This window comes from Embleya sp. NPDC020630 (assembly GCF_044334985.1).
GTDB lineage: Bacteria > Actinomycetota > Actinomycetes > Streptomycetales > Streptomycetaceae > Embleya.
Genome location: NZ_JBIRUB010000001.1, coordinates 171,334 through 189,743, shown reverse-complemented (window position 1 = coordinate 189,743; position 18,410 = coordinate 171,334). Strand labels below are relative to the sequence as shown.

At 71.9% G+C, this 18,410-nt stretch carries 16 protein-coding genes; 9 read left to right on the top strand and 7 right to left on the bottom strand.

Features of this window, described 5'->3' with window-relative positions; all coding sequences use genetic code 11:
• Positions 1 to 4 precede the first annotated feature (4 nt).
• The 4 genes from ACH4XV_RS00770 (at position 5) to ACH4XV_RS00755 (ending at position 6,288) form a co-directional block, all read left to right on the top strand.
• Positions 5 to 2,569, top strand: a complete 2,565-nt coding sequence (locus ACH4XV_RS00770) for an ABC transporter permease (protein WP_395785786.1) — start codon at positions 5 to 7, stop codon at positions 2,567 to 2,569.
• Positions 2,570 to 2,684: 115 nt separating this feature from the next.
• The gene (locus tag ACH4XV_RS00765; RefSeq protein ID WP_395785784.1) at positions 2,685 to 3,827 is read left to right on the top strand and encodes a sensor histidine kinase; all 1,143 of its coding nucleotides are present in this window, start codon (positions 2,685 to 2,687) and stop codon (positions 3,825 to 3,827) included.
• Positions 3,824 to 4,474 carry a response regulator gene (locus ACH4XV_RS00760; protein ID WP_395785782.1) on the top strand — a complete coding sequence of 217 codons (651 nt, stop codon included), beginning with the start codon at positions 3,824 to 3,826 and terminating at the stop codon, positions 4,472 to 4,474. Before ACH4XV_RS00765 ends, ACH4XV_RS00760 begins: the two co-directional genes overlap by 4 nt.
• Before the next feature lie 452 nt (positions 4,475 to 4,926).
• A complete protein-coding gene (locus tag ACH4XV_RS00755) occupies positions 4,927 to 6,288 on the top strand; it encodes a TerD family protein (protein WP_395785780.1) in 1,362 nt (453 codons plus the stop codon).
• Positions 6,289 to 6,314: 26 nt separating this feature from the next.
• On the opposite strand, the gene ACH4XV_RS00750 is transcribed toward ACH4XV_RS00755, so the two are convergent.
• Positions 6,315 to 7,028, bottom strand: coding sequence for a hypothetical protein (locus tag ACH4XV_RS00750; protein ID WP_395785778.1), 714 nt, complete (start codon positions 7,026 to 7,028; stop codon positions 6,315 to 6,317).
• Between the two features lie 51 nt (positions 7,029 to 7,079).
• Positions 7,080 to 7,730, bottom strand: a complete 651-nt coding sequence (locus tag ACH4XV_RS00745; RefSeq protein WP_395785776.1) for a TetR/AcrR family transcriptional regulator — start codon at positions 7,728 to 7,730, stop codon at positions 7,080 to 7,082.
• A 179-nt stretch (positions 7,731 to 7,909) separates the two neighbouring features.
• Between ACH4XV_RS00745 and ACH4XV_RS00740 the strand changes: the two genes are divergently transcribed.
• Together ACH4XV_RS00740 and ACH4XV_RS00735 are read left to right on the top strand one after the other, a co-directional pair.
• The gene (locus tag ACH4XV_RS00740) at positions 7,910 to 8,221 is read left to right on the top strand and encodes a 4a-hydroxytetrahydrobiopterin dehydratase (RefSeq protein ID WP_395785774.1); all 312 of its coding nucleotides are present in this window, start codon (positions 7,910 to 7,912) and stop codon (positions 8,219 to 8,221) included.
• Positions 8,222 to 8,454: 233 nt separating this feature from the next.
• Positions 8,455 to 8,979 (top strand): hypothetical protein, encoded by a 525-nt coding sequence (locus tag ACH4XV_RS00735; protein WP_395785772.1) that lies wholly within the window; start codon positions 8,455 to 8,457, stop codon positions 8,977 to 8,979.
• Between the two features lie 45 nt (positions 8,980 to 9,024).
• On the opposite strand, the gene ACH4XV_RS00730 is transcribed toward ACH4XV_RS00735, so the two are convergent.
• The 4 genes from ACH4XV_RS00730 to ACH4XV_RS00715 form a co-directional block, all read right to left on the bottom strand.
• Complete coding sequence (locus ACH4XV_RS00730; RefSeq protein WP_395785770.1) at positions 9,025 to 10,059, bottom strand: agmatine/peptidylarginine deiminase; 1,035 nt, start codon at positions 10,057 to 10,059, stop codon at positions 9,025 to 9,027.
• Between the two features lie 78 nt (positions 10,060 to 10,137).
• Positions 10,138 to 11,811, bottom strand: a complete 1,674-nt coding sequence (locus ACH4XV_RS00725; RefSeq protein WP_395785768.1) for an urease subunit alpha — start codon at positions 11,809 to 11,811, stop codon at positions 10,138 to 10,140.
• A 20-nt stretch (positions 11,812 to 11,831) separates the two neighbouring features.
• The gene (gene ureA / locus ACH4XV_RS00720; protein ID WP_395785766.1) at positions 11,832 to 12,725 is read right to left on the bottom strand and encodes an urease subunit gamma; all 894 of its coding nucleotides are present in this window, start codon (positions 12,723 to 12,725) and stop codon (positions 11,832 to 11,834) included.
• A gap of 148 nt (positions 12,726 to 12,873) precedes the next feature.
• Complete coding sequence (locus tag ACH4XV_RS00715; protein WP_395785764.1) at positions 12,874 to 13,491, bottom strand: TetR/AcrR family transcriptional regulator C-terminal domain-containing protein; 618 nt, start codon at positions 13,489 to 13,491, stop codon at positions 12,874 to 12,876.
• 153 nt (positions 13,492 to 13,644) lie between these two features.
• Here ACH4XV_RS00715 and ACH4XV_RS00710 point away from each other — a divergent pair, with 153 nt between their 5' ends.
• Both ACH4XV_RS00710 and ACH4XV_RS00705 read left to right on the top strand, forming a co-directional pair.
• Positions 13,645 to 15,189 carry an APC family permease gene (locus ACH4XV_RS00710; protein WP_395785762.1) on the top strand — a complete coding sequence of 515 codons (1,545 nt, stop codon included), beginning with the start codon at positions 13,645 to 13,647 and terminating at the stop codon, positions 15,187 to 15,189.
• The gene (locus tag ACH4XV_RS00705; RefSeq protein WP_395785760.1) at positions 15,186 to 16,787 is read left to right on the top strand and encodes an amidohydrolase; all 1,602 of its coding nucleotides are present in this window, start codon (positions 15,186 to 15,188) and stop codon (positions 16,785 to 16,787) included. The genes ACH4XV_RS00710 and ACH4XV_RS00705 overlap by 4 nt, the downstream gene beginning before the upstream one ends.
• A gap of 73 nt (positions 16,788 to 16,860) precedes the next feature.
• On the opposite strand, the gene ACH4XV_RS00700 is transcribed toward ACH4XV_RS00705, so the two are convergent.
• Positions 16,861 to 17,370: an inorganic diphosphatase gene (locus ACH4XV_RS00700; protein ID WP_395785758.1), complete on the bottom strand. Its 510-nt coding sequence runs from the start codon at positions 17,368 to 17,370 to the stop codon at positions 16,861 to 16,863.
• A 242-nt stretch (positions 17,371 to 17,612) separates the two neighbouring features.
• On the opposite strand from ACH4XV_RS00700, the gene ACH4XV_RS00695 reads away from it, so the two are divergent.
• Positions 17,613 to 18,395: an enoyl-CoA hydratase/isomerase family protein gene (locus ACH4XV_RS00695; RefSeq protein ID WP_395785756.1), complete on the top strand. Its 783-nt coding sequence runs from the start codon at positions 17,613 to 17,615 to the stop codon at positions 18,393 to 18,395.
• Positions 18,396 to 18,410 lie beyond the last annotated feature (15 nt).

Genomic DNA, 18,410 nt, shown 5'->3' with positions numbered 1-18,410 from the left:
CGACATGCTCAAGGCAACGCTCCGCAGCTTCCTGGCCCACAAGGCGCGCATGGTCCTTTCCGCGCTGGCGATCCTGCTCTCGGTCGCGTTCGTGGCCGGCACGCTGATGTTCACGGACACGATCAGCAAGACGTTTCACGACCTCTCGCGCACCGCCGCGGCCGATGTCACGGTCAAGCCGAAGAAGGAGTTCCGGGAGGACCGGCTCGGCAAGAGCGGCCAGCAGCCGACCGTGCCCGACTCGATCGTGGCCGCCGCCCGTTCGGTGCCGGGCGTGGCCGACGCGCATCCCGACATCACGGTCACCAACGTGATCGTGATCGACGGGAAGGGCAAGAAGGTCGGGCTGACCTCGGATCCCCAGGTGCAGGCCGCCGACTGGTTCCCCACCAAGCAGTCCCCCGTCGTGCTCGAGCGCGGGAAGGCGCCGCAGGGTCCCGGCGAGGTGATCCTGGACAGCGACTCGGCCGACCACAACAAGGTGCGGTTGGGCGACAAGGTGCACGTGGTCGCCGCGCCCGGCGCGTTCGACGCGACCGTGGTCGGCCTGGCCGACTTCAAGACGATCAACCCCGGCACGACCATGCTGTTCCTGGACGGCGCCGCCGCCCGTGATCGGCTGCTCGGCAAGCCGGGCATGGTGACGTCGGTATCGCTGACCGCCGAGCCCGGTGTGGACCAAAAGGAGCTGAAGGCGCGGGTCGCCGCCAAGCTGGGCGGCGACGTCGACGTCAGGACCCGCGCGGAGGAGGCCGACGCCTCCTCGGCCGACCTGGGCCAGGCGCTCGACGTGGTCAAGTACGCGCTGCTCGGCTTCGCCGGTGTCTCGCTCCTGGTCGGCACGTTCCTGATCTTCAACACCTTCTCGATGCTGGTCGCCCAGCGCACGCGCGAGTTGGGCCTGATGCGCGCGATCGGCGCCAGTCGGGCCGACGTGAACCGCTCCGTGCTGGTGGAGGCGACACTGCTCGCGGTGGTCGGCTCCACGCTGGGCCTGCTCGGCGGACTCGGCTTGGCACAGGGCCTGTTGACGCTGATGAAGTCCCTCGGAGTTGACCTCAAGGGCGCCCCGCTGGTGATCAAATCCGCGACGCCGATCATCGCCTACACGGTGGGGGTCGTGGTGACCCTGGTCGCCGCCTACCTGCCCGCGCGCCGGGCGGCCCGGGTCAGCCCGATGGCGGCGCTGCGCGAGGCCGGCGCACCGCCCGCGAAGTCGCTGCGCGGGCGCGCCGTCGGCGGCACCGCGGTCACCGCGCTCGGCGCGATCGGCCTGGCGGTCGGCGCCTCCGCGACCAAGCTGGACGCGGCGCACGGGATCGCCCTGGCCGGTGGCCTGGTCGCCACCCTGGTCGGCTTCATCGTGCTCGGGCCGGTGCTGGCCCGAGCGGTGATCCCGTGGCTGGCGGGGGCGTTCCCGCGCCTGTTCGGCACGGTCGGCCGGCTCAGCCGGGAAAACGCGCTGCGCAATCCGCGCCGCACCGGCGCCACCGCCGCCGCGCTGATGATCGGCGTGGCGCTGGTCGCCTCGCTGTCCGTGGTGGCCACGTCGATGAAGGACTCGGTCGGCAAGCAGATCGACCAGCGCCTGGGCGCCGACTACACCCTGGAAAGCGACGGCGGGCTCAACTTCACGCACGACGTGGCGGAGACGGTGCGCAAGGTGTCCGGCGTGAGCAATGTGGTGCGCCAGCGCGAGACCGAGGCCAAGGTGCTGTTCAACGGATCGTCCGAGACCATCACGGTGACCGGAGCCGATCCGGGCATCGACGCGATGCTGAAGCAGAAGTACACCGCCGGCAGCGCCCCCGACGGGCTCGCCCCGGGTCGGATCGCGCTGCCCAAGTCCTATGTGAAGAAGCACGACCTGGGCGTCGGCGGCACGGTGACGCTGCGCACGCCCAACGGTCGGACCGCCGAGTTGCGGGTCGGCGCTGTGATCAACGACGAGGGCATCGGCCTCGCGAACGCCGGCTCCGGCATAGTCGGCCTGGACACGCTGGCCAAGCTCGTCCCGGACCTGCTCGACTCGGTGATCATGGCCAACGTCGCCGACGGGGCGAAGAGTTCGACCGTGCGGGCCGCGCTGGAGACCGCGCTCAAGCCCTACCCGCAGGTGAAACTGCGCGATCAGGCCGACTACAAGCAGACCGTGCAGGATCAGACCAACATCATTCTGCGGCTCGTCTACGGCCTGCTCGGGTTGGCGATCATCATCGCGATCCTGGGGGTGGTGAACACCCTGGCGCTGTCCGTGATCGAGCGCACACGCGAGATCGGACTGCTGCGCGCGATCGGCATGTCGCGGATCCAATTGAGGCGGATGATCCGCCTGGAGTCGGCGGTGATCGCGGTGTTCGGCGCGGTCCTGGGACTGGCGCTCGGGGTGGGCTGGGGTGTCGCGGCGCAGCGCATGCTCGCCTCGCAGGGCCTCGACGTGCTGACCATCCCGTGGGGGACGATCGCCGCGGTGGTCGTCGGTGCCGGCGTGGTCGGCCTGCTCGCCGCCCTGCTGCCCGCACTGCGCGCCTCGCGGATGAACGTGTTGGCCGCGATCTCCACGGAATGACCGCCGGCCGATGATCGACGGTCCCATGACCTGCGGCGGTGCGTCGGGCTCCTGTGCCGGCGCACCGTCGGTGCCGTTCGTGCGACCCGCTCCCGGGGCCGGTTACCGTGACCTGGTGAGCATCCGCGCCTGGTGGGCGAGTCGCCGCTCGTTCGGGTTCGACGTGCTGGTCGCGGCGATCGGCGTCGCCCTGGGGCTGACGCTGCGCATGGGGCGCGACGCCGGCCTGGTCGGCTGGCCGTACCTGCACCAGGTGAGCGCGGTGCTGAGCGGTGCGCTGCTGCTGTACCGCAGACGTGCGCCGTTCGGCTCGGGCGCCGCGATCTGTGCGGTGGGGCTGGTGTATCCGACCCACGTGCTCTACTTCGCGGCCTACGCCGTGGGGGCCGGTGTCGAGGACCGACGGCGCGCGTGGGGGCTGATCGGGGCGCTGGTGGTGACGACCGCACAACCGTGGAGCCATCCGCGCCCGCTGAACATCGTCACCGGCGCGGGCCTCGCGCTGGTCCCCGTCCTCCTCGGCCTCTACGTCGCCGCGCGCCGCCGACTGCGCGCGGATCGGGCCGAACGGGAGGTTCGGGAGCGCCAGTTGGGCTTCGAACGGGTGCGGATGGAGGAGCGGGCCCGGATCGCGGGTGAGATGCACGACGTGATCACCCACCGGGTCAGCCTGATGGTGCTCCAGGCGGGCGCGCTGCGCACCCGCGCTCGGGACGAGGACGTACGGGCGTCGGCCGAGGAGTTGCGCCTGGTGGGCTGCAAGGCGTTGGAGGAGTTGCGCGGGCTGGTCGCGGTGACCCGATCGGAGCGGCAAGTGGGCTCGGTGGTGGTCGGCCCGCGTGCCGTGCTCGACGTATCGGACCTGGTGGCCGATTCGCGCTCGGCGGGCATCCCGGTCGACCTGGTCACGCTCGGCGAGCCGCACCCGACCTCGCCCGTGGTCGGCCGGGCCGCCTACCGGGTGGTCCAGGAAGCGCTGACCAACGTGCACAAACACGCGCCGGGGGCGGGGGTGGACATCCGCCTGCACTACGTGGGCGACGAGGTCCGGATCACCGTGCGAAACTCGGCTCCCACCCGGGCGGTCGACGTCGCCCTGGGTTCGGGCGGCAGCGGCCTGCTCGGTCTGCGCAAGCGGGTCGAGCTGGTGGCCGGGACGTTGCGCACACGCCCACTGCCCGACGGCGGCTACGAGTTGCTGGCCATACTGCCCGCCGGCGCCACGACCACGACCACGACCACCGGAGAGCCCGCATGATCCGCGTCCTGCTCGTCGACGACGAACGTATGGTGTGCGCCCACTTGCGCACGATTCTCGGCGTGGCCGACGACATCGAGGTGATCGGCGAGGCGTACGACGGCGCCGAGGCGGTCGAGTCGGTCCTGCGCCATCGGCCCGACGTGGTCCTGATGGACCTGCACATGCCGGGCGTGGACGGCCTGACCGCCATCGAACAGATCGTCGACCTGCCGGGTGCGCCCAGGGTGATCGTGCTGACCACGTTCGGGCTGGAGCAGTACATCCTGCGCGTCCTACACGCGGGCGCGGCCGGGTTCCTGCTCAAGGACACCCCGCCGGAGGACCTGATCGGCCTGGTCCGGGTAGCCATGGACGGCCACACCGTCCTGTCCCCGGCGGTGACCCGCGACCTGGTGACCGCCTCCTCCGGCCGCAACGCCGCCCGCGAACGCGCCGCCCTCGCCGTCGCGTCCCTGACCGAACGCGAGATCGAGGTGCTGACCTGCATCGGAGAGGGCCTGTCCAACGCCCAAACGGCGGAGCGCCTGTTCCTCAGCGAAACCACGGTAAAGAGCTACGTCTCCCGAATGCTCACCAAACTCGCCTGCACCAACCGAACCCAGGCAGGCCTACTGGCATACGACGCGGGCCTGATCCGGCGATAGCGACGGGGCGGGCCGACCGACGGCGTGAGCGGGCGGCGGGCGGGCCGGCAGGCGGGAGGTGGGCGAGCAGGCGTCGGAGGAAAGCGGGCGCCAGTGCGTGAGGGGCGACGAGCCGGCAGGCGGGCAAACGGCGAGCGGATGGCGGGCGAGCAGGCGTCGGCGGGGTGCCGGTGGCAGGTGAGCGGACATCGGCGCCGGTGGTTGAGGGGCTGCGGGTGAGTGGGCGGCCGGTGAGCGGGTTGTGGGGCCGGCCGGGGTGTGGGTGGTGAGCGCCGCCGGTGGTTTGGTGGTGGGTGCCGGAGGGCGGGGGGCGGTGTGCGGTGGAGGTGGTTGGGGGTCGAACGGCTGGGGTTCGGGTCGGGGGCCGTGGGTGGTTCGCTGCGGTGGGCGGGCCCGCGTCGGTAGTGTCGTACCGGCCGGCTCGGTGGGGTCCGGGGAGCGGAGGGGTGCGCATGTCGGTGACGCTCTCGAAGGGTGGCAACTGCCCGCTGGCGGTGGCCGCCGTGGTGGTGGAGGTCGCCTTCGCGGCGCCGGTGGACGTATCGGCGCTGCTGCTCGCCGGGACCGGAAAGGTGCGCTCCGACGCCGACTTCGTCTTCTACAACCAGCCGAACGGACCAGGTGTCCGTTATCTGGCGGCCGGCCCCGGTCGACCGGCCGCGGTGCATGTGGACACCGCCGCGGTGCCGGCCGACGTGCAGACGATCATGGTGACGCTGAGCCTGGACGGCCGCCCCGGCACACCGGTCACCTTCGGCGGCACCACCCCGCCCACCGCGACCGTGCGCGACCCGTCCGGCGAGGCGCTGGTCACGTTCACCCCGCACGGCCTGGGCCGCGAGACCGCGCTGGTGCTGCTCGAGCTGTACCGGCGCGGCGGCGCGTGGAAGGTGCGCGCGGTCGGCCAGGGCTACGCCAACGGACTCGCGGGCATCGCCACCGACTTCGGCGTCTCCGTCGACGACGACCCGGCCCCGCCGCCGCCCACCCGCCCGCAGCCGGCGCCGCCCACCCGCCCCGAGCCCCCCGCGTACGACGACACCCCGACCGCGCCCGTCGCCCCGCTGCTGCCACACGAGCCGCCCAGGCCCGCGCCGATCCCGCCGCCGATCCCCCGCCGCCCGGTGACGACGCCGCCCCCGCCGCCCCCGCCCCCGACACCCGCCCCCGCCCCCGCCGAGGCCCGTACCGCCCCCCTGCCCACCGGCACCGGCACCGCCACCCGCACCGACACCCCCATCAATCTCGACAAGGGCCGCGTCAGCCTGCGCAAGGACCAGTCGGTGTCGTTGGTCAAGACCGGCGCGCCGCCGTTGACCCGGGTGCGCATGGGACTGGGCTGGGACCCGGCCAAGTCCGGCGGCAGCATCGACCTGGACGCCTCCTGCATCGCCTTCGACGCGCACGGCCGGAAGGTGGTCGCGGTCTGGTTCATGAAACTGTCCGGCCTGGGCGGCGCGATCAAGCACACCGGCGACAACCTGACCGGCGAGGGCGAGGGCGACGACGAGTCGATCGTGGTCCGCCTCGACGCACTCCCGCCGCACGTCACCGGCCTCGTCTTCACCGTGAACTCGTTCCTGGGCCAGAAGTTCACCCAGGTCTCGCGCGCCTTCTGCCGCCTGGTCGACGACACCACCGACACCGAACTGGTGCGCTTCGAGTTGTCCGGCTCCGAACCGCGCACGGGTGTGCTGATGTGCAAGCTCGTCCGCGAGGGACCGATCTGGACGATGACCGCGCTGGGCCGATTCGCCGACGGTCGCACGGTACAAAAGCTGGTGGACCCGGCCCGCGAAGCACTGGGACTCTGACCGACGGCGGCGCGGCCCCCCGGGCCTCAACCCGGGCAGCGTTCCCCGTACTTCACCACGCCCACCCCCACCGTGTCCGGCACCGGCTGCCCCTCGGCCGGCCGCTGGGTACAGACGACCCAGTGCGTCTCGATCAGCACCGGCCGCCCGCCGCCGAGGTCGTCCACGTCGACGTGGGCGTCACCGCGCAGGCCGCGCCGGACGACCATGACGCTGCGCCCGACCAGGTTCGGCATCCGGCCGTCGACCACCTTGGGCTCGGCGGTCGGCGCCGCGCCGGTGGGGCACTTCTCGTCGTGCCGGACCACGCCCAACTCGACCCGGAGTCCCTTGTCCAGCGGCCCCGGATCGGGACTCTGGTCGCACACCTTCCAACTGCTGAAGATGAACTGCCGCCGCCCCCGCCCGCTCGCGTCGTGCGAGGTGACGAACCGGTAGCCGGCCCGGCGCGCACCGTCCCACGCCTCCTGCAGGTCCGCACCGACCAGATCGGGCAGCACGTTCCTGGGCACGGACGAGAGCTTCGTCGCCCGAGGACTCGCGGACGCCGCGTGGCTCGGAACCGCCGAAACCACCGGGGTACTCGGAGCCACCTCCGCGACCGCGCCGACCGGTGCCCCCTCGCCCGACGCCGGACCGGTCCCGGCCGGCCCGTCACGATGGGCCAGACCCACGGCCACCAGCACCGCCACCACCGCGCCGAGCACCGCGAGCAGCTTCGGGTTCCGCCACCACTTCATCCGTCCACGATGCGACCGGTCCGCGCCGAACGGGAGGAATTCGGCCCCCGATCACCTGTCCGTGTGGTTCGTACGGGAATCCGCCCCCGGCCCGACGCCCGGATCCGCGCCCGGCTCGGCCCCCGGCTCGACACCCGCCTCACGTACCGCGAACCCGGTCGCCTGCCGAACCATCTCGTCGCGAGACGGCCCGGGCGCGCCGATCACGATCCGAGTGGCCAGCCCGTCGAGCAGCGCGTGCAGGCGCAACACGTACCCGTCGGGATCCGGGTGTGGCGCGATCATCGCCCTCAGATCGGCCATCCACGGGCCCTCGATCTCCACGCTCGCGGCGAGCACGTCCGGGTCGGCCAGGGAGCGCGTCCACACCTCCAGCCACAACGTCCAGCGCGGGTCGGCGCGCTCGTCGGGCAGGTACAGGTCGATGTAGCCGGCCAGCCGCTCGGCGCGCGGCACCTCGGTCGCGCCCAGCAGGGCCCGTCGCCGCTCGGCGAATCCCTGTTCGCTCCAGCGCAGCGTCTCGACCAGGAGTTGTTCCTTGGACCCGAAGTAGTAGGCGACATGGCCGCCGCTGATCCCGATCCGCTTGCCCAGGCCCGCCATGGTCAGCTGCGTCAGCCCGTGCTCGGCGATCGCGTCCATCGCGGCCTGGAGCACCACCTCCCGGGGCTGCTCCAGCCGTTTGCGCCGTGTCCCCGCCATGCTCAGCACCCCTGGTTCGTTCGACGGCGGACCTCGCCTGCCGCCATGTTAGAACGTCGTTCAATACCGCGCCCGGCGAACCGACGCCGCCATACTGGCGGGAGCCGGTGCCGCGACCGGAGCCGGTTCCCGGTCCGCGACCCCGGCGTCCGCGCCCACGTCCGACGAGAGGACCCCCCGTGGCACCCCAGCCGCTCACCGACGCCGAACTGACCAAGGCCCTCGCCGACCTCCCGGGCTGGCAGGTCACCGACGGCGAACTGACCGCGACATACGCCTGCGCCCGCGCCGATGTACCCGCCTTCTACGCGACCGTCGCCGCCGCCGAGGACCAGGCGAACCACCACGCCCGGATCACCATCCTCTACGGCACCCTGACCTTCGCCCTGACCACCCACGACGCCGGCGACCGAATCACCGCCGCCGACACGGATTTCGCCACCCGGATCGCCGCCTTCGCAGCCGCACACGGCGCGACGCCCAAGACCTGACCCGACCGCCCGGCGGGGGCGGGAGGCAGAGGGCCGAGGGGCCGGGATCGACCCACCACGGCCGGTCCGGAACCCCGAACCGCTCCATTCCGGTCCGATCCCGCCCCGTCCCTGCCCCGTCCCGGTCGCTTGCGTCCCCCACCCGGTCCGCCCGTCCGCCGGGCCACGCAGCCTTCACTCCACGCTTCCTGGCCGTTCATCCGCGCGTCCCGCACGCCGCCTAGCCTCCGACCATGAGCACCGACGCACCGGCGTCCCACCCCGTCCCGGCCGCCCTTCGGGGGTGGCTCCTCCCGTTCGCCGGCGCGACCTCGGCGGGCTGGCTGATCGGGACCTACGCGATCCGCGCCGCCGCCCTGGGCTCGTGCGACGACTTCGGACAACGCGGCTGCACCGGGGACGACTTCGGGCCGTCCCTGATCGGCCTGTCCGGCCTGCTGCTCCTGCTCGCGCTGATCGCGGGCGCGGTCGCCGCCGGCGCCGGTCGGCGCGGCATACCCGCCTTCGCGGGCGCCCTCCTCTACGCGGGCGGGATAGCAACGCTGGCCGCACTCACCGAACCTGCGACCGACGCCGGCTGGTACATCCCGACCGTCACCACCGTCGCCCTGGCCATACTCCTGCTCGCCCTCGCCGCATTCGGCGCCGGCGAGCGCGCCCACCCCACCACCCGGCCGCCGAAGCCGACCGAACCGCCCACCACCCCGGGCGAACCCGCGGCCGTTCTCGGCAACACACCACCGCCGCCAGGGCGCTGACCACCGTCCGGCCACGCGCCGACCGGACGCCCGCCACCGTGCCCGTCAGACCCTCGGCTGCTGCTGGGTGATGCAGTGGATGCCACCGCCGTTGGCGAAGATGTCGCGGGCGTCCACGAGTTCGATGGCGCGGCCCGGGAAGAGCTTGCCGAAGGTCGCGGCGTTCTCCTCGTCCCGAGGGTCGTCGAACGCGCACAGGATCACCGCGCCGTTGGCCACATAGTGGTTGATGTAGCTGAAGTCGACCCAGTCGTCGTGGGCTTCGAGGACCGTCGGCGCCGGGATCTCCACGACCTCGAGCGAACGCCCCTGCGCATCGGTGGCCGCGCGCAGCAGGGCCGCGTTCTCCTTGCCCACCTCGTGGTCCGGGTGCGCCGGATCGGGCTGCACGTGGACGAGGACCACGCCGGGTCGGGCGAACGACGCGACGATGTCGATGTGACCCCGGGTGCCGTACAGGCCGTAGTCGCGGGTGAGTCCGCGCGGCAGCCAAATCACCTTCCGCGCCCCGAGGAACGCCTTCAGCTCGGCCTCGACCTGCTCCCTGGTCCACCCGGGGTTGCGGCCCTCGTCGAGTTGCACGGTCTCGGTGATCAGCACCGTTCCCTCGCCGTCGACGTGGATGCCGCCACCCTCGTTGACCATCCGCGACGCGTAACGACGTACGCCGGCCGCCTCGATCACATGCTCCGCGATGTGCCGGTCGTGCTCCCACGAGGCCCACTCCTGGGCGCCCCACCCGTTGAACACCCAGTCGGCGGCGGCGATGCCACCTCGGCCGTCGGTCAGGAAGGTCGGCCCGATGTCGCGCATCCACGCGTCGTCGAGCGGCTTCTCCAGCACGGTCAGCGGCCGGTCGACGTAGCGCGCCACGGTGTCCGACTCGCCCAGGTCGGTGATCAGCGTGACCGGCTCGTAGCGGGCGATCGTCCCGGCCACCCGGCCCCACGCGGCGCGCGCGGTGTGCAGGTCCTCTTCGGCGAAGGTCTCGTTGCGGCTGGGCCAGGCCATCCAGGTGCGCTCGTGCGGCACCCACTCCGCCGGCATCGAAAAGCCGTCGGCGACGGGGGTGTTCGTCATGTCATTGCTTCTTTCGTCCTTCGTCGGGAACCACGGGGCAGCACGTGACATCAATGGACATCACGGGACCTACGACCGCTACAGGAAATACAGCCGGTTCAACGACACCGATTCGGCGGCCTCCGACATCACGGGCTCGCCGTCCATCGTCACCAGACCGGTGTCCGCGGCGACCCGGACCTCCGCCAGGCGGTTGTTGTGGATCATCGCCGCGGGGCCGATGCCCCGGGTGCCCCGTACGCCCACCCGGCGCCGCCGGGTCGGCATCAGGTCGCCGCCCGTCGCCGCGGCGGCCTGCGAGGTGAACGCCACCGACAACTCGGCCGGCGCCGCCCCGTGCGCGCCGAACTGCGGGCCCATGACCAGCGGTTCGCAGTTGTCGGTGGAGGCGTTCGGATCGCCCACCACGCCGTACGCCGGGAATCCGCTCTTGAGCACCAACTGCGGCTTGGCGCCGAACCATTGCGGCTGCCACAACACGATGTCGGCCATCTTGCCCACCTCGATCGAGCCGACCTCGTGGGCGAGGCCGTGCGCGATCGCCGGGTTGATGGTGAGCTTGGCGATATAGCGCATGACCCGCGCGTTGTCGTGCCGTTCGTGCTCGGCGCCGCGCTCCAGCTTCATCTTCCCGGCCATCGCGAACGTCCGCCGCACGGTCTCCCCCGCACGCCCCATGCCCTGCGCGTCCGACGAGGTGATCGGGATGACCCCGAGGTCGTGAAGTACGTCCTCGGCGCCCATCGTCCCGGCCCGAATCCGGTCCCGGGCCATCGCGGCGTCGCCCGGCAGGTCGGTCTTGAGCCCGTGCGCGGAGACGATCATGCCGAAGTGCTCGCCGAGCGCGTCCCGCCCGAACGGCAGCGTCGGGTTGGTCGAGGAGCCGATCACGTTGGCCACCCCGGCCATCCGCATCACGTTCGGCACGTGGCCGCCGCCGCAACCCTCGATGTGGTACGCGTGGATCGTGCGCCCGTCCAGCACGGAGAGCGTGTCGTCCACGGACAGGCACTCGTTGAGGCCGTCGGTGTGCAACGCGACCTGTACGTCGTGGTCTTCGGCCACCCGCAACGCGGTGTCCAGGGCGCGGGCGTGCGCGCCCATGTCCTCGTGCACCTTGAAGCCGGACGCCCCGCCCTCGATCAACGCCTCGTCCAGCGGCCCCCGACCCGACGACGAACCCCGGGCCAGGAAGGCGATGTTGACCGGCCAGGCATCGAACGCCGCGAACGCGTTCCGCAGCGCCCAGGGCGAGTTCACCCCGACACCCCAGACCGGCCCGAACTCCTGGCCGACCAGCGTGGTCACCCCGGAGGCCAGCGACGCCTCCATGATCCGCGGCGAAAGCAGGTGCACGTGCGTGTCGATCGCGCCGGCGGTGGCGATCAGCCCCTCGCCGCTGACGATCGTGGTGCCGGTGCCGACGACCACCTCGACGCCGTCCTGGGTATCGGGGTTGCCGGCTCGCCCGATCGAGGCGATCCGCCCCTCGCGAATGCCGATCGAGACCTTACGAATGCCCTGGATCGCATCGATCACCACGACGTTGGAGATCACCACGTCGCAGGTGTCGCGCACCGGGATCGCCCGCAGATGCAGCCCGTCCCGGGCGGTCTTGCCGAAGCCCGCGAGAAACTCGTCACCCGGCAGCGCCGAGTCGTGCTCGATCTCGATCACCAGCCCGGAATCCCCGAGCCGCATGCGATCCCCGGCCCGCGGACCGTACGTGGACGCGTAGTCACGCGGATCCATCACATCACCACCACCACCACTCACAGCGCACCCCGCTCCCCACCGTCACCGAAACCCCACGTCGCATCGGAGCCGGACGCTTTCCCGGAACCCGCCGCCGGATCGGACCCGGAGCCCGAAGCCGCACCGCCGACCGGCTCCGCGCCCAGATACCCGCACGCGTACGCCCGACGCAACGCCTCCTCACGCGCGCCCGGCGCGTCCAACGGCCCGTCCACCAGCCCCGCGAAGCCGATCGCGACCCGCGCGCCGGCGATCGGCACCAGCCGTACCTCGACCGTCGCGCCCGGATCGAACCGCACGGTGGAGCCGGCCGGGATGGCCAATCGACGGCCGTACCCCGCCGCCCGGTCGAAGCGCAGGCGCGGGTTGGTCTCGAAGAAGTGGAAGTGCGAGGTGACGCTGATCGGCACCTCGGACGTATTGGTCACCGGCACCCGGACCAGATCGGCGTCCACGTACGGGTCGACCGCCGGCCCACCGGGAATCACCGCCCCCGGCGCGTCGTCCCCCAACGAGCCGGGCCCGGACACCGGCGCGGCAACCGCCCCCGAGCGCGAACCGTGCCCGTGACAGTGCACCTCACCCGCACCGACCGGCAGGCCCTCGCCGGAGCGGAACGGGTCGGTCACCACGGCCAGCCGCGTCGCGTCGTCGAACACCGCCTCGACCTTGACGTCGGCCAACACGTCCACCACCCCGGGCAGCACATCGGCGACACCGAGCACCGACCGCCCCGCCTCGATCGCGTCGGCGAGCCGCGCCCCGTCCCGAGCCGCCTCACACACCGTGTCCGCGATCAACGCGGCCGCCTCGGGCACGTTCAAAAGCAGCCCCCGGGCACGCCGCGCCCGGGCCAACTCGGCGGCTGTGAAGATCAGCAACCGATCCCGCTCGGTGGGCGTCAGCCGCATACGAACCTCCGTATTGAATGCCGTTCAATCCAGATTGAACGGCATTCAATAGAGCGGTGTCAACGCCCCGCGCCCGACGCCGACGCCACGGCTCCCGCCCCGACACCACGGCCCCCGCCCCGCCCGCCTCGATCGGCGGCCCTCCGGATCAGTTCTCCAGGCGGGCGGCCAGGCCGTCCAGGAGGAGTCGCAGGCCCGTGTCGAAGCCGCGGGCGTTGAGGGTGTCGCGGTCGCCGGCGGCCAGGGAGCGGGCCAGCGACGGGTACTCGGCCCCGTACTCCTCGGCCGGCCGGGTGAAGCCCTCCTCGTACGTCTCGATCACCGACCCGACCACCAGGTAGTCGAGCGCCGCCGAGAATTCGGCCGCCTCGGCCGGAGGGAGGCCGATCCGGATCAGCGTGCGGGCGACGGCGTCGTAGGCCGACAGGGCCTGCTCCGTGGACACCGGTCGGCGGGCGATCACCGGGAGCGCGTCGGGGTGGCGCAGGTAGGCGGCGCGGTAGCCGCGAGCGAAGGCGGTGATGCCGACCCGCCAGTCCGGATCGTCCAGCGGGGCGCGGTCTATCTCCCTCGTGATCACCACGGTGATCGCGTCGAGCAGTTCCTCCTTCGACGACACGTGGTTGTACAGCGACGGCCCCCGCACGTCCAACCGGGTGGCCAGTGCCCGCATGGTGAGCGCGCCCATGCCGTGTTCGTCGACGAGCTCCACCGCCGCGCGGGCGATCAGTTCCCGGTCGAGTTTGGGGCGGTTGGGTCGACCCATCGTGCGCTCACCTCGTGCCGTTCGCGAGCGCCGTCGTCGGTCACTCCGCGTCGCCAACCTAGCCGGAATCGACCTCTTCCCCTACACCCGGCCGGGAGCTATGGTCCTCAAACTAACTAAGTAAGTTTTATTCGTTCCCGTTGCGAGGTCCCGATGAACCACGGCACTTCTCGCCCACCGACCCCCACCGGCAAGGCGCCCGACCACGACGCCGCGCGGCTCGGCGAGCTGGGCTACGAGCAGGAGCTCAAGCGCGGTCTAGGCGTGCTGGGCAACCTCGCCATCGGCTTCGCGACGGTCTCCCCCGTGGTGGGCCTGTACGCCGTCGTCCAGGTCGGCGCCACCGTCGCCGGCCCCGCCTGGGTGTGGGTGCTCCTGGTGGCGCTGCTCGGCCAGGCGCTGCTGATGTGCGTGTACTCCGAGCTGGCCTCGCAGTATCCGATCGCCGGCGGCGCCTACCAGTGGGCCCGTCGCCTGCTCGGGCCCACCTACGCGTGGCTCGCCGGATGGGTGGCGCTGTGCGCGGTGGTCTTCGCCAACACCACGATCGTCTACCTGGGCGCACCCTGGTTCTTCGCCCTGTTCGACGCCGAGCCCACGCCCGGCCGCATCGTCGCGGTGGCCGCGATCTTCCTGCTCTGCTGTACCGCCGTCAACGTGCTCGGCATCGACGTACTGCGCCTGGTACTCGCCGCCGGCATCGCGGCCGAGGCGGTGGCCTCGCTCGGCGTGGGTCTGGCACTGCTTCTGCTCTTCCGGGAGAACGGGTTCGGCATCCTCACCGAGACGATGGGCGCACAGGCACTGTCCGGGGGCTCGACCCCCTCGGCCCTGCTCACCGTGCTCGCGGTCGGCGGCTGGGCGTTCATCGGCTTCGACGCGTGCGTGGCCTCCTCCGAGGAGACCAGGGACGCCGCCCGGCAGGTACCCCGCGCGATCTGGTGGACGCTGATCAGCGTCGGCGGCCTGGTCGTACTGAACGCCGTCGCCGTGCAGTTGGCCCATCCCGATCCGGCCGAGGTGGTGCACGGCGAGGACTTGGACCCGGTCACCACCGCGGTGGTGAACTCGTTCGGCTCGTGGTCGGCCAAACCCTTCGTGGTGGTGGTGATCATCGCCTTCATCGCGTGCGCGCTCGCCTCCCAGGCGTCCGCCGCCCGCGCGGTGTACTCGGTCTCCCGCGACGACGTACTGCCCGCCTCGCGCGCACTGCGAAAGATCAACAGGCGCCAGGCCCCGGTGGGCGCGCTGCTGATCACCTCCGCGATCAGCTGTTCGGCCCTGCTCCTCGCGCTGGACAGCTCCGCGATCGGCAGCCTGATCACCTTCGGCAGCGCCGCCATCTATCTCCAGTTCCTGCTGATCGCGGTGGCCGCGCTGATCGCCCGACTGCGCGGCACCTGGACACCCGCGGGACTGGTCCGGCTCGGCCGGTGGGGCACCCCGCTGAACGTGCTCGCCGTCGCCTGGCTCGCCTTCGAATTCGTGAACATCGCCTGGCCGCGCAGGATCCTCGCGCCGCCGGACGCCCCCGCCTATCAGGTGTGGGCCGCCGTCATCGGCATCGCCATTGTGGTCGGCACCGGCGTGCTGTACCTGCTGATCAAGCGCCCCCAGGACAAGGTGCGGATCAGCGTGAGCTTCGCCGACGGCGGCACCGATCCCGAACCCTCGACCCCCGTGGAGAGCACCGCATGACCACCGCCGACCTCGTCGTCCCGGACGCGCACGTACTGACCATGGATCGGGACCGACCGGTCACGGACACGATCGCCGTCCGGGACGGGGTGATCGTCGCGCTCGGCGCCGACGCCCGGGCGCTGATCGGCCCGCGTACCGAGGTGATCGAGGCGACCGGACACACCGTCACACCCGGCCTGACGGATTGTCACCAGCACTCCGTGATGGGCGCCGGCAGCACCCGCGGGGCCGACCTGGTCGGCGCGGTCACCCTGGCCGAGGTACAGCGCCGCCTCGCCGAACAGGCAGCGCCGTGCGGTCCGGACGACTGGGTGGTCGGTTTCGGCGGCGAGTACGCGGCGTTCGCCGGCCGGGCCATCCACCGCGACCTGATCGACGCCGCCGTGGACGGTCGGCCCGCGTTCGTCTGGATGGCGGACAGCCACACCGCGCTGCTGAGCACGGCCGCGCTGCGCCTGGCCGGGCTGACCGGGCCGCGCGAGTTCGCCGACCGAAGCGAGATCGTCTGCGACGAGCGTGGTCCGACCGGCGAGTTGCACGAGATGACCGCGTGCTTCCTGGGCTACCGCGCGGTACCGCCGATGCCGCGCGGCGAAATGCTTGCCCGGGTCGAGGAGTTGTTCGCCGAACAGAACCGACACGGGGTCACCGGCGTACACATCCTCGACGACGCGCCGGGCACGGTCGACACGCTCGCGGGCCTCGACGCCGAGCGGCGGCTGAGCATGCGGGTACACCTCGCGCCGTGGTGTCCGCCGGGCGAGGTGGACGACCTGGCCCAGCGCATCGGCGAACTGCGGTCCCTGGGCGGGCCGGACGCGCTGGTCAGGCTCGCGGCGATCAAGTTCTTCGCCGACGGCGCGATCGACGGCGGCGGCGCGTGGCTGCACGAGCCGGACTGCTGCGGCCAGTCGCACCGATCCCAGTGGAAGGACTTCGACCGCTACGCCGATGCCGTCGCCATCGCGGCCCGCGCGGGCCTGCCGGCCTGGACACACGCGATCGGCGACCGGGCGGTGGCCCGCGCCCTGGACGTATACGCCAGGCACACCGCGCCGTTCGGCACCCGGCATCGCATCGAGCACGCCGAGGTGTTGAGCGACGCCGACGTACCGCGCTTCGCCGCGCTTGACGTGGTGGCGTCGATGCAACCGACGCACATGGACTGGTCGTTGCCCGACCACTCCGACAACTGGTCGCGCCGGGTGGGTCCGGAGCGGGCGGCCCGGGCCTGGCGCTGTGCGGACATCCTGGCCGCCGGCGGACACGTCGCGCTCGGCTCGGACTGGCCGGTCGCCGCGTTCGACCCGCGACGCACCCTGGCCGGCGCCCAACTGCGGCGCCCGGCGGGCGAGATCGACCGCGCCGCGTACGGGGCCTCGGCCGGCCTCACCGCCCGCCAGGCCCTGGCCGGCTACACCACGCAGGCGGCCTACGCGGCGGGCGAGGAGAGGGTGGCCGGCCGGATCGCCGTCGGCTGCCGGGCCGACCTGACCGTATTCGGCGGCGACCCGCTGACCTGCCCACCCGACGACCTACCGGAACTCCCCGTCACCGCGACGGTGGTCGCGGGCCGCGTCGTACACCGGGCGTAACCCCTCGAAGCACCCCACGCGGGCGACCCGGCCCGGCCCGACCGTCCCCGATCGGGCCGGGTCGCCCGCGCCCTCAGCGACCCTCGAACGGCCACTCCCCCGTGTCCAGTTCGCGCCGCTCATACGCCGCCACGATCTCCTTCTCCGCGGCGTCCCGCCCCTCCCAGTGCGAACCCTCCACCGACTTGCCGCGTTCGAGGTCCTTGTACACCTCGAAGAAGTGCGCGATCTCGTTCAATTGGAAGGCCGGCACATCGGCGATGTCCTCTATCGCGTGCCGCCGCGGATCGCGGGCGGGTACACACAACACCTTCTCGTCCGGACCCTTCTCGTCGCTCATCACGAACATCCCGACCGTGCGACAGCGGATCACACAGCCCGGAAAGGTCGGTTCGTCCAGCAGCACCAGCACGTCGAGCGGGCCGCCGTCGCCGCCCAGGGTGCGATGTACGAAGCCGTAGTCGGCGGGATAGGCGGTGGACGTGAACAACATGCGGTCGAGCCTGATCCGTCCCGTGCGGCGATCCATCTCGTACTTGTTCCGACTGCCCGCAGGAATTTCCACAACGACGTCGAACTCCACGACGGCTCCTTAGCGGCTATGGATCAAGACCCGATATGCGCGGCATTCCGTATTCCCGACGTACCGTCCGAGGACTTTCCCACGTCACCGGGCCGTTACGCACGTGAAGCACGGGACAACCGACCCATTCGAAGTGCCCCGACCACCCGATCGCCGAGACACTTGACTCGGTCAACTAAGTAAGGTTTCCTGTCCATCGAACCCGAGACCGCATCCACCCCACCCCGTCACCAGGAGCACCCGTGATCCGGATCGAGGACGCCGACCGCGTCCGGACCCTCACCCTCGACCGCCCCGAGGCACTCAACGCGTTCAACGAGGCGCTGTACGACGCGACCGCCGACGCGCTGATCGACGCCGCCGCCGACCCCGCGGTCGCCGTCGTGGTGCTCACCGGCGCGGGTCGGGCCTTCTCGGCGGGGACCGACCTGATCGAGATGGCGCAGCTCAACAGCGGCACCAAGGTCAAGGGCCGACACGGCTTCGGCGGCATGGTCGATCGTCTCCAGGCGTTCCCCAAGCCGTTCCTGGTCGCGGTCAACGGACTCGGGCTCGGCATCGGGGCGACCGTCCTGGGCTTCGCCGATCTCGCCTTCATGGCCGACACCGCCCGGCTCAAGTGCCCGTTCACCTCGCTCGCGGTCGCACCGGAGGCGGGCAGCAGCGTGACCTTCCCGCAGCTGATCGGCCGGCAGAACGCGATGTGGGCGCTGCTGAGCAGCGAGTGGCTGAGCGCCGCGGAGTGCCTGGAGATGGGCCTGGTGTTCAAGGTCTGTCCGGCCGACGAGCTGATGGCGGTGACCATGCGGCACGCCCGGATCCTGGCCGCCAAGTCGATCCCGTCGCTGATCGAGGCCAAGCGCACCGTCCTGGACGGCCTCGGGGACACGGTCGCCCGGGCCCGCCGCCGTGAGGACGCGGCCTTCGGCCGACTGCTCGGCAGCCCCGCCAACATCGAGGCGCTGACCGCCTTCGCCGAGCGCCGCGAGCCCGACTTCGCCGCGATCGACGCCCGGGAGGCGTGAGGGGGCGCCGAGGCC

What these genes read in the sequence shown, in the direction of transcription:
- ACH4XV_RS00770 (WP_395785786.1), top strand. Translation starts at nt 5, where the DNA reads ATGCTCAAGGCAACGCTCCGCAGCTTCCTGGCCCACAAGGCGCGCATG.
- ACH4XV_RS00760 (WP_395785782.1), top strand. Translation starts at nt 3,824, where the DNA reads ATGATCCGCGTCCTGCTCGTCGACGACGAACGTATGGTGTGCGCCCAC.
- ACH4XV_RS00755 (WP_395785780.1), top strand. Translation starts at nt 4,927, where the DNA reads ATGTCGGTGACGCTCTCGAAGGGTGGCAACTGCCCGCTGGCGGTGGCC.
- ACH4XV_RS00750 (WP_395785778.1), bottom strand. Translation starts at nt 7,028, where the DNA reads ATGAAGTGGTGGCGGAACCCGAAGCTGCTCGCGGTGCTCGGCGCGGTG.
- ACH4XV_RS00745 (WP_395785776.1), bottom strand. Translation starts at nt 7,730, where the DNA reads ATGGCGGGGACACGGCGCAAACGGCTGGAGCAGCCCCGGGAGGTGGTG.
- ACH4XV_RS00735 (WP_395785772.1), top strand. Translation starts at nt 8,455, where the DNA reads ATGAGCACCGACGCACCGGCGTCCCACCCCGTCCCGGCCGCCCTTCGG.
- ACH4XV_RS00730 (WP_395785770.1), bottom strand. Translation starts at nt 10,059, where the DNA reads ATGACGAACACCCCCGTCGCCGACGGCTTTTCGATGCCGGCGGAGTGG.
- ACH4XV_RS00725 (WP_395785768.1), bottom strand. Translation starts at nt 11,811, where the DNA reads ATGGATCCGCGTGACTACGCGTCCACGTACGGTCCGCGGGCCGGGGAT.
- ureA (WP_395785766.1), bottom strand. Translation starts at nt 12,725, where the DNA reads ATGCGGCTGACGCCCACCGAGCGGGATCGGTTGCTGATCTTCACAGCC.
- ACH4XV_RS00715 (WP_395785764.1), bottom strand. Translation starts at nt 13,491, where the DNA reads ATGGGTCGACCCAACCGCCCCAAACTCGACCGGGAACTGATCGCCCGC.
- ACH4XV_RS00710 (WP_395785762.1), top strand. Translation starts at nt 13,645, where the DNA reads ATGAACCACGGCACTTCTCGCCCACCGACCCCCACCGGCAAGGCGCCC.
- ACH4XV_RS00705 (WP_395785760.1), top strand. Translation starts at nt 15,186, where the DNA reads ATGACCACCGCCGACCTCGTCGTCCCGGACGCGCACGTACTGACCATG.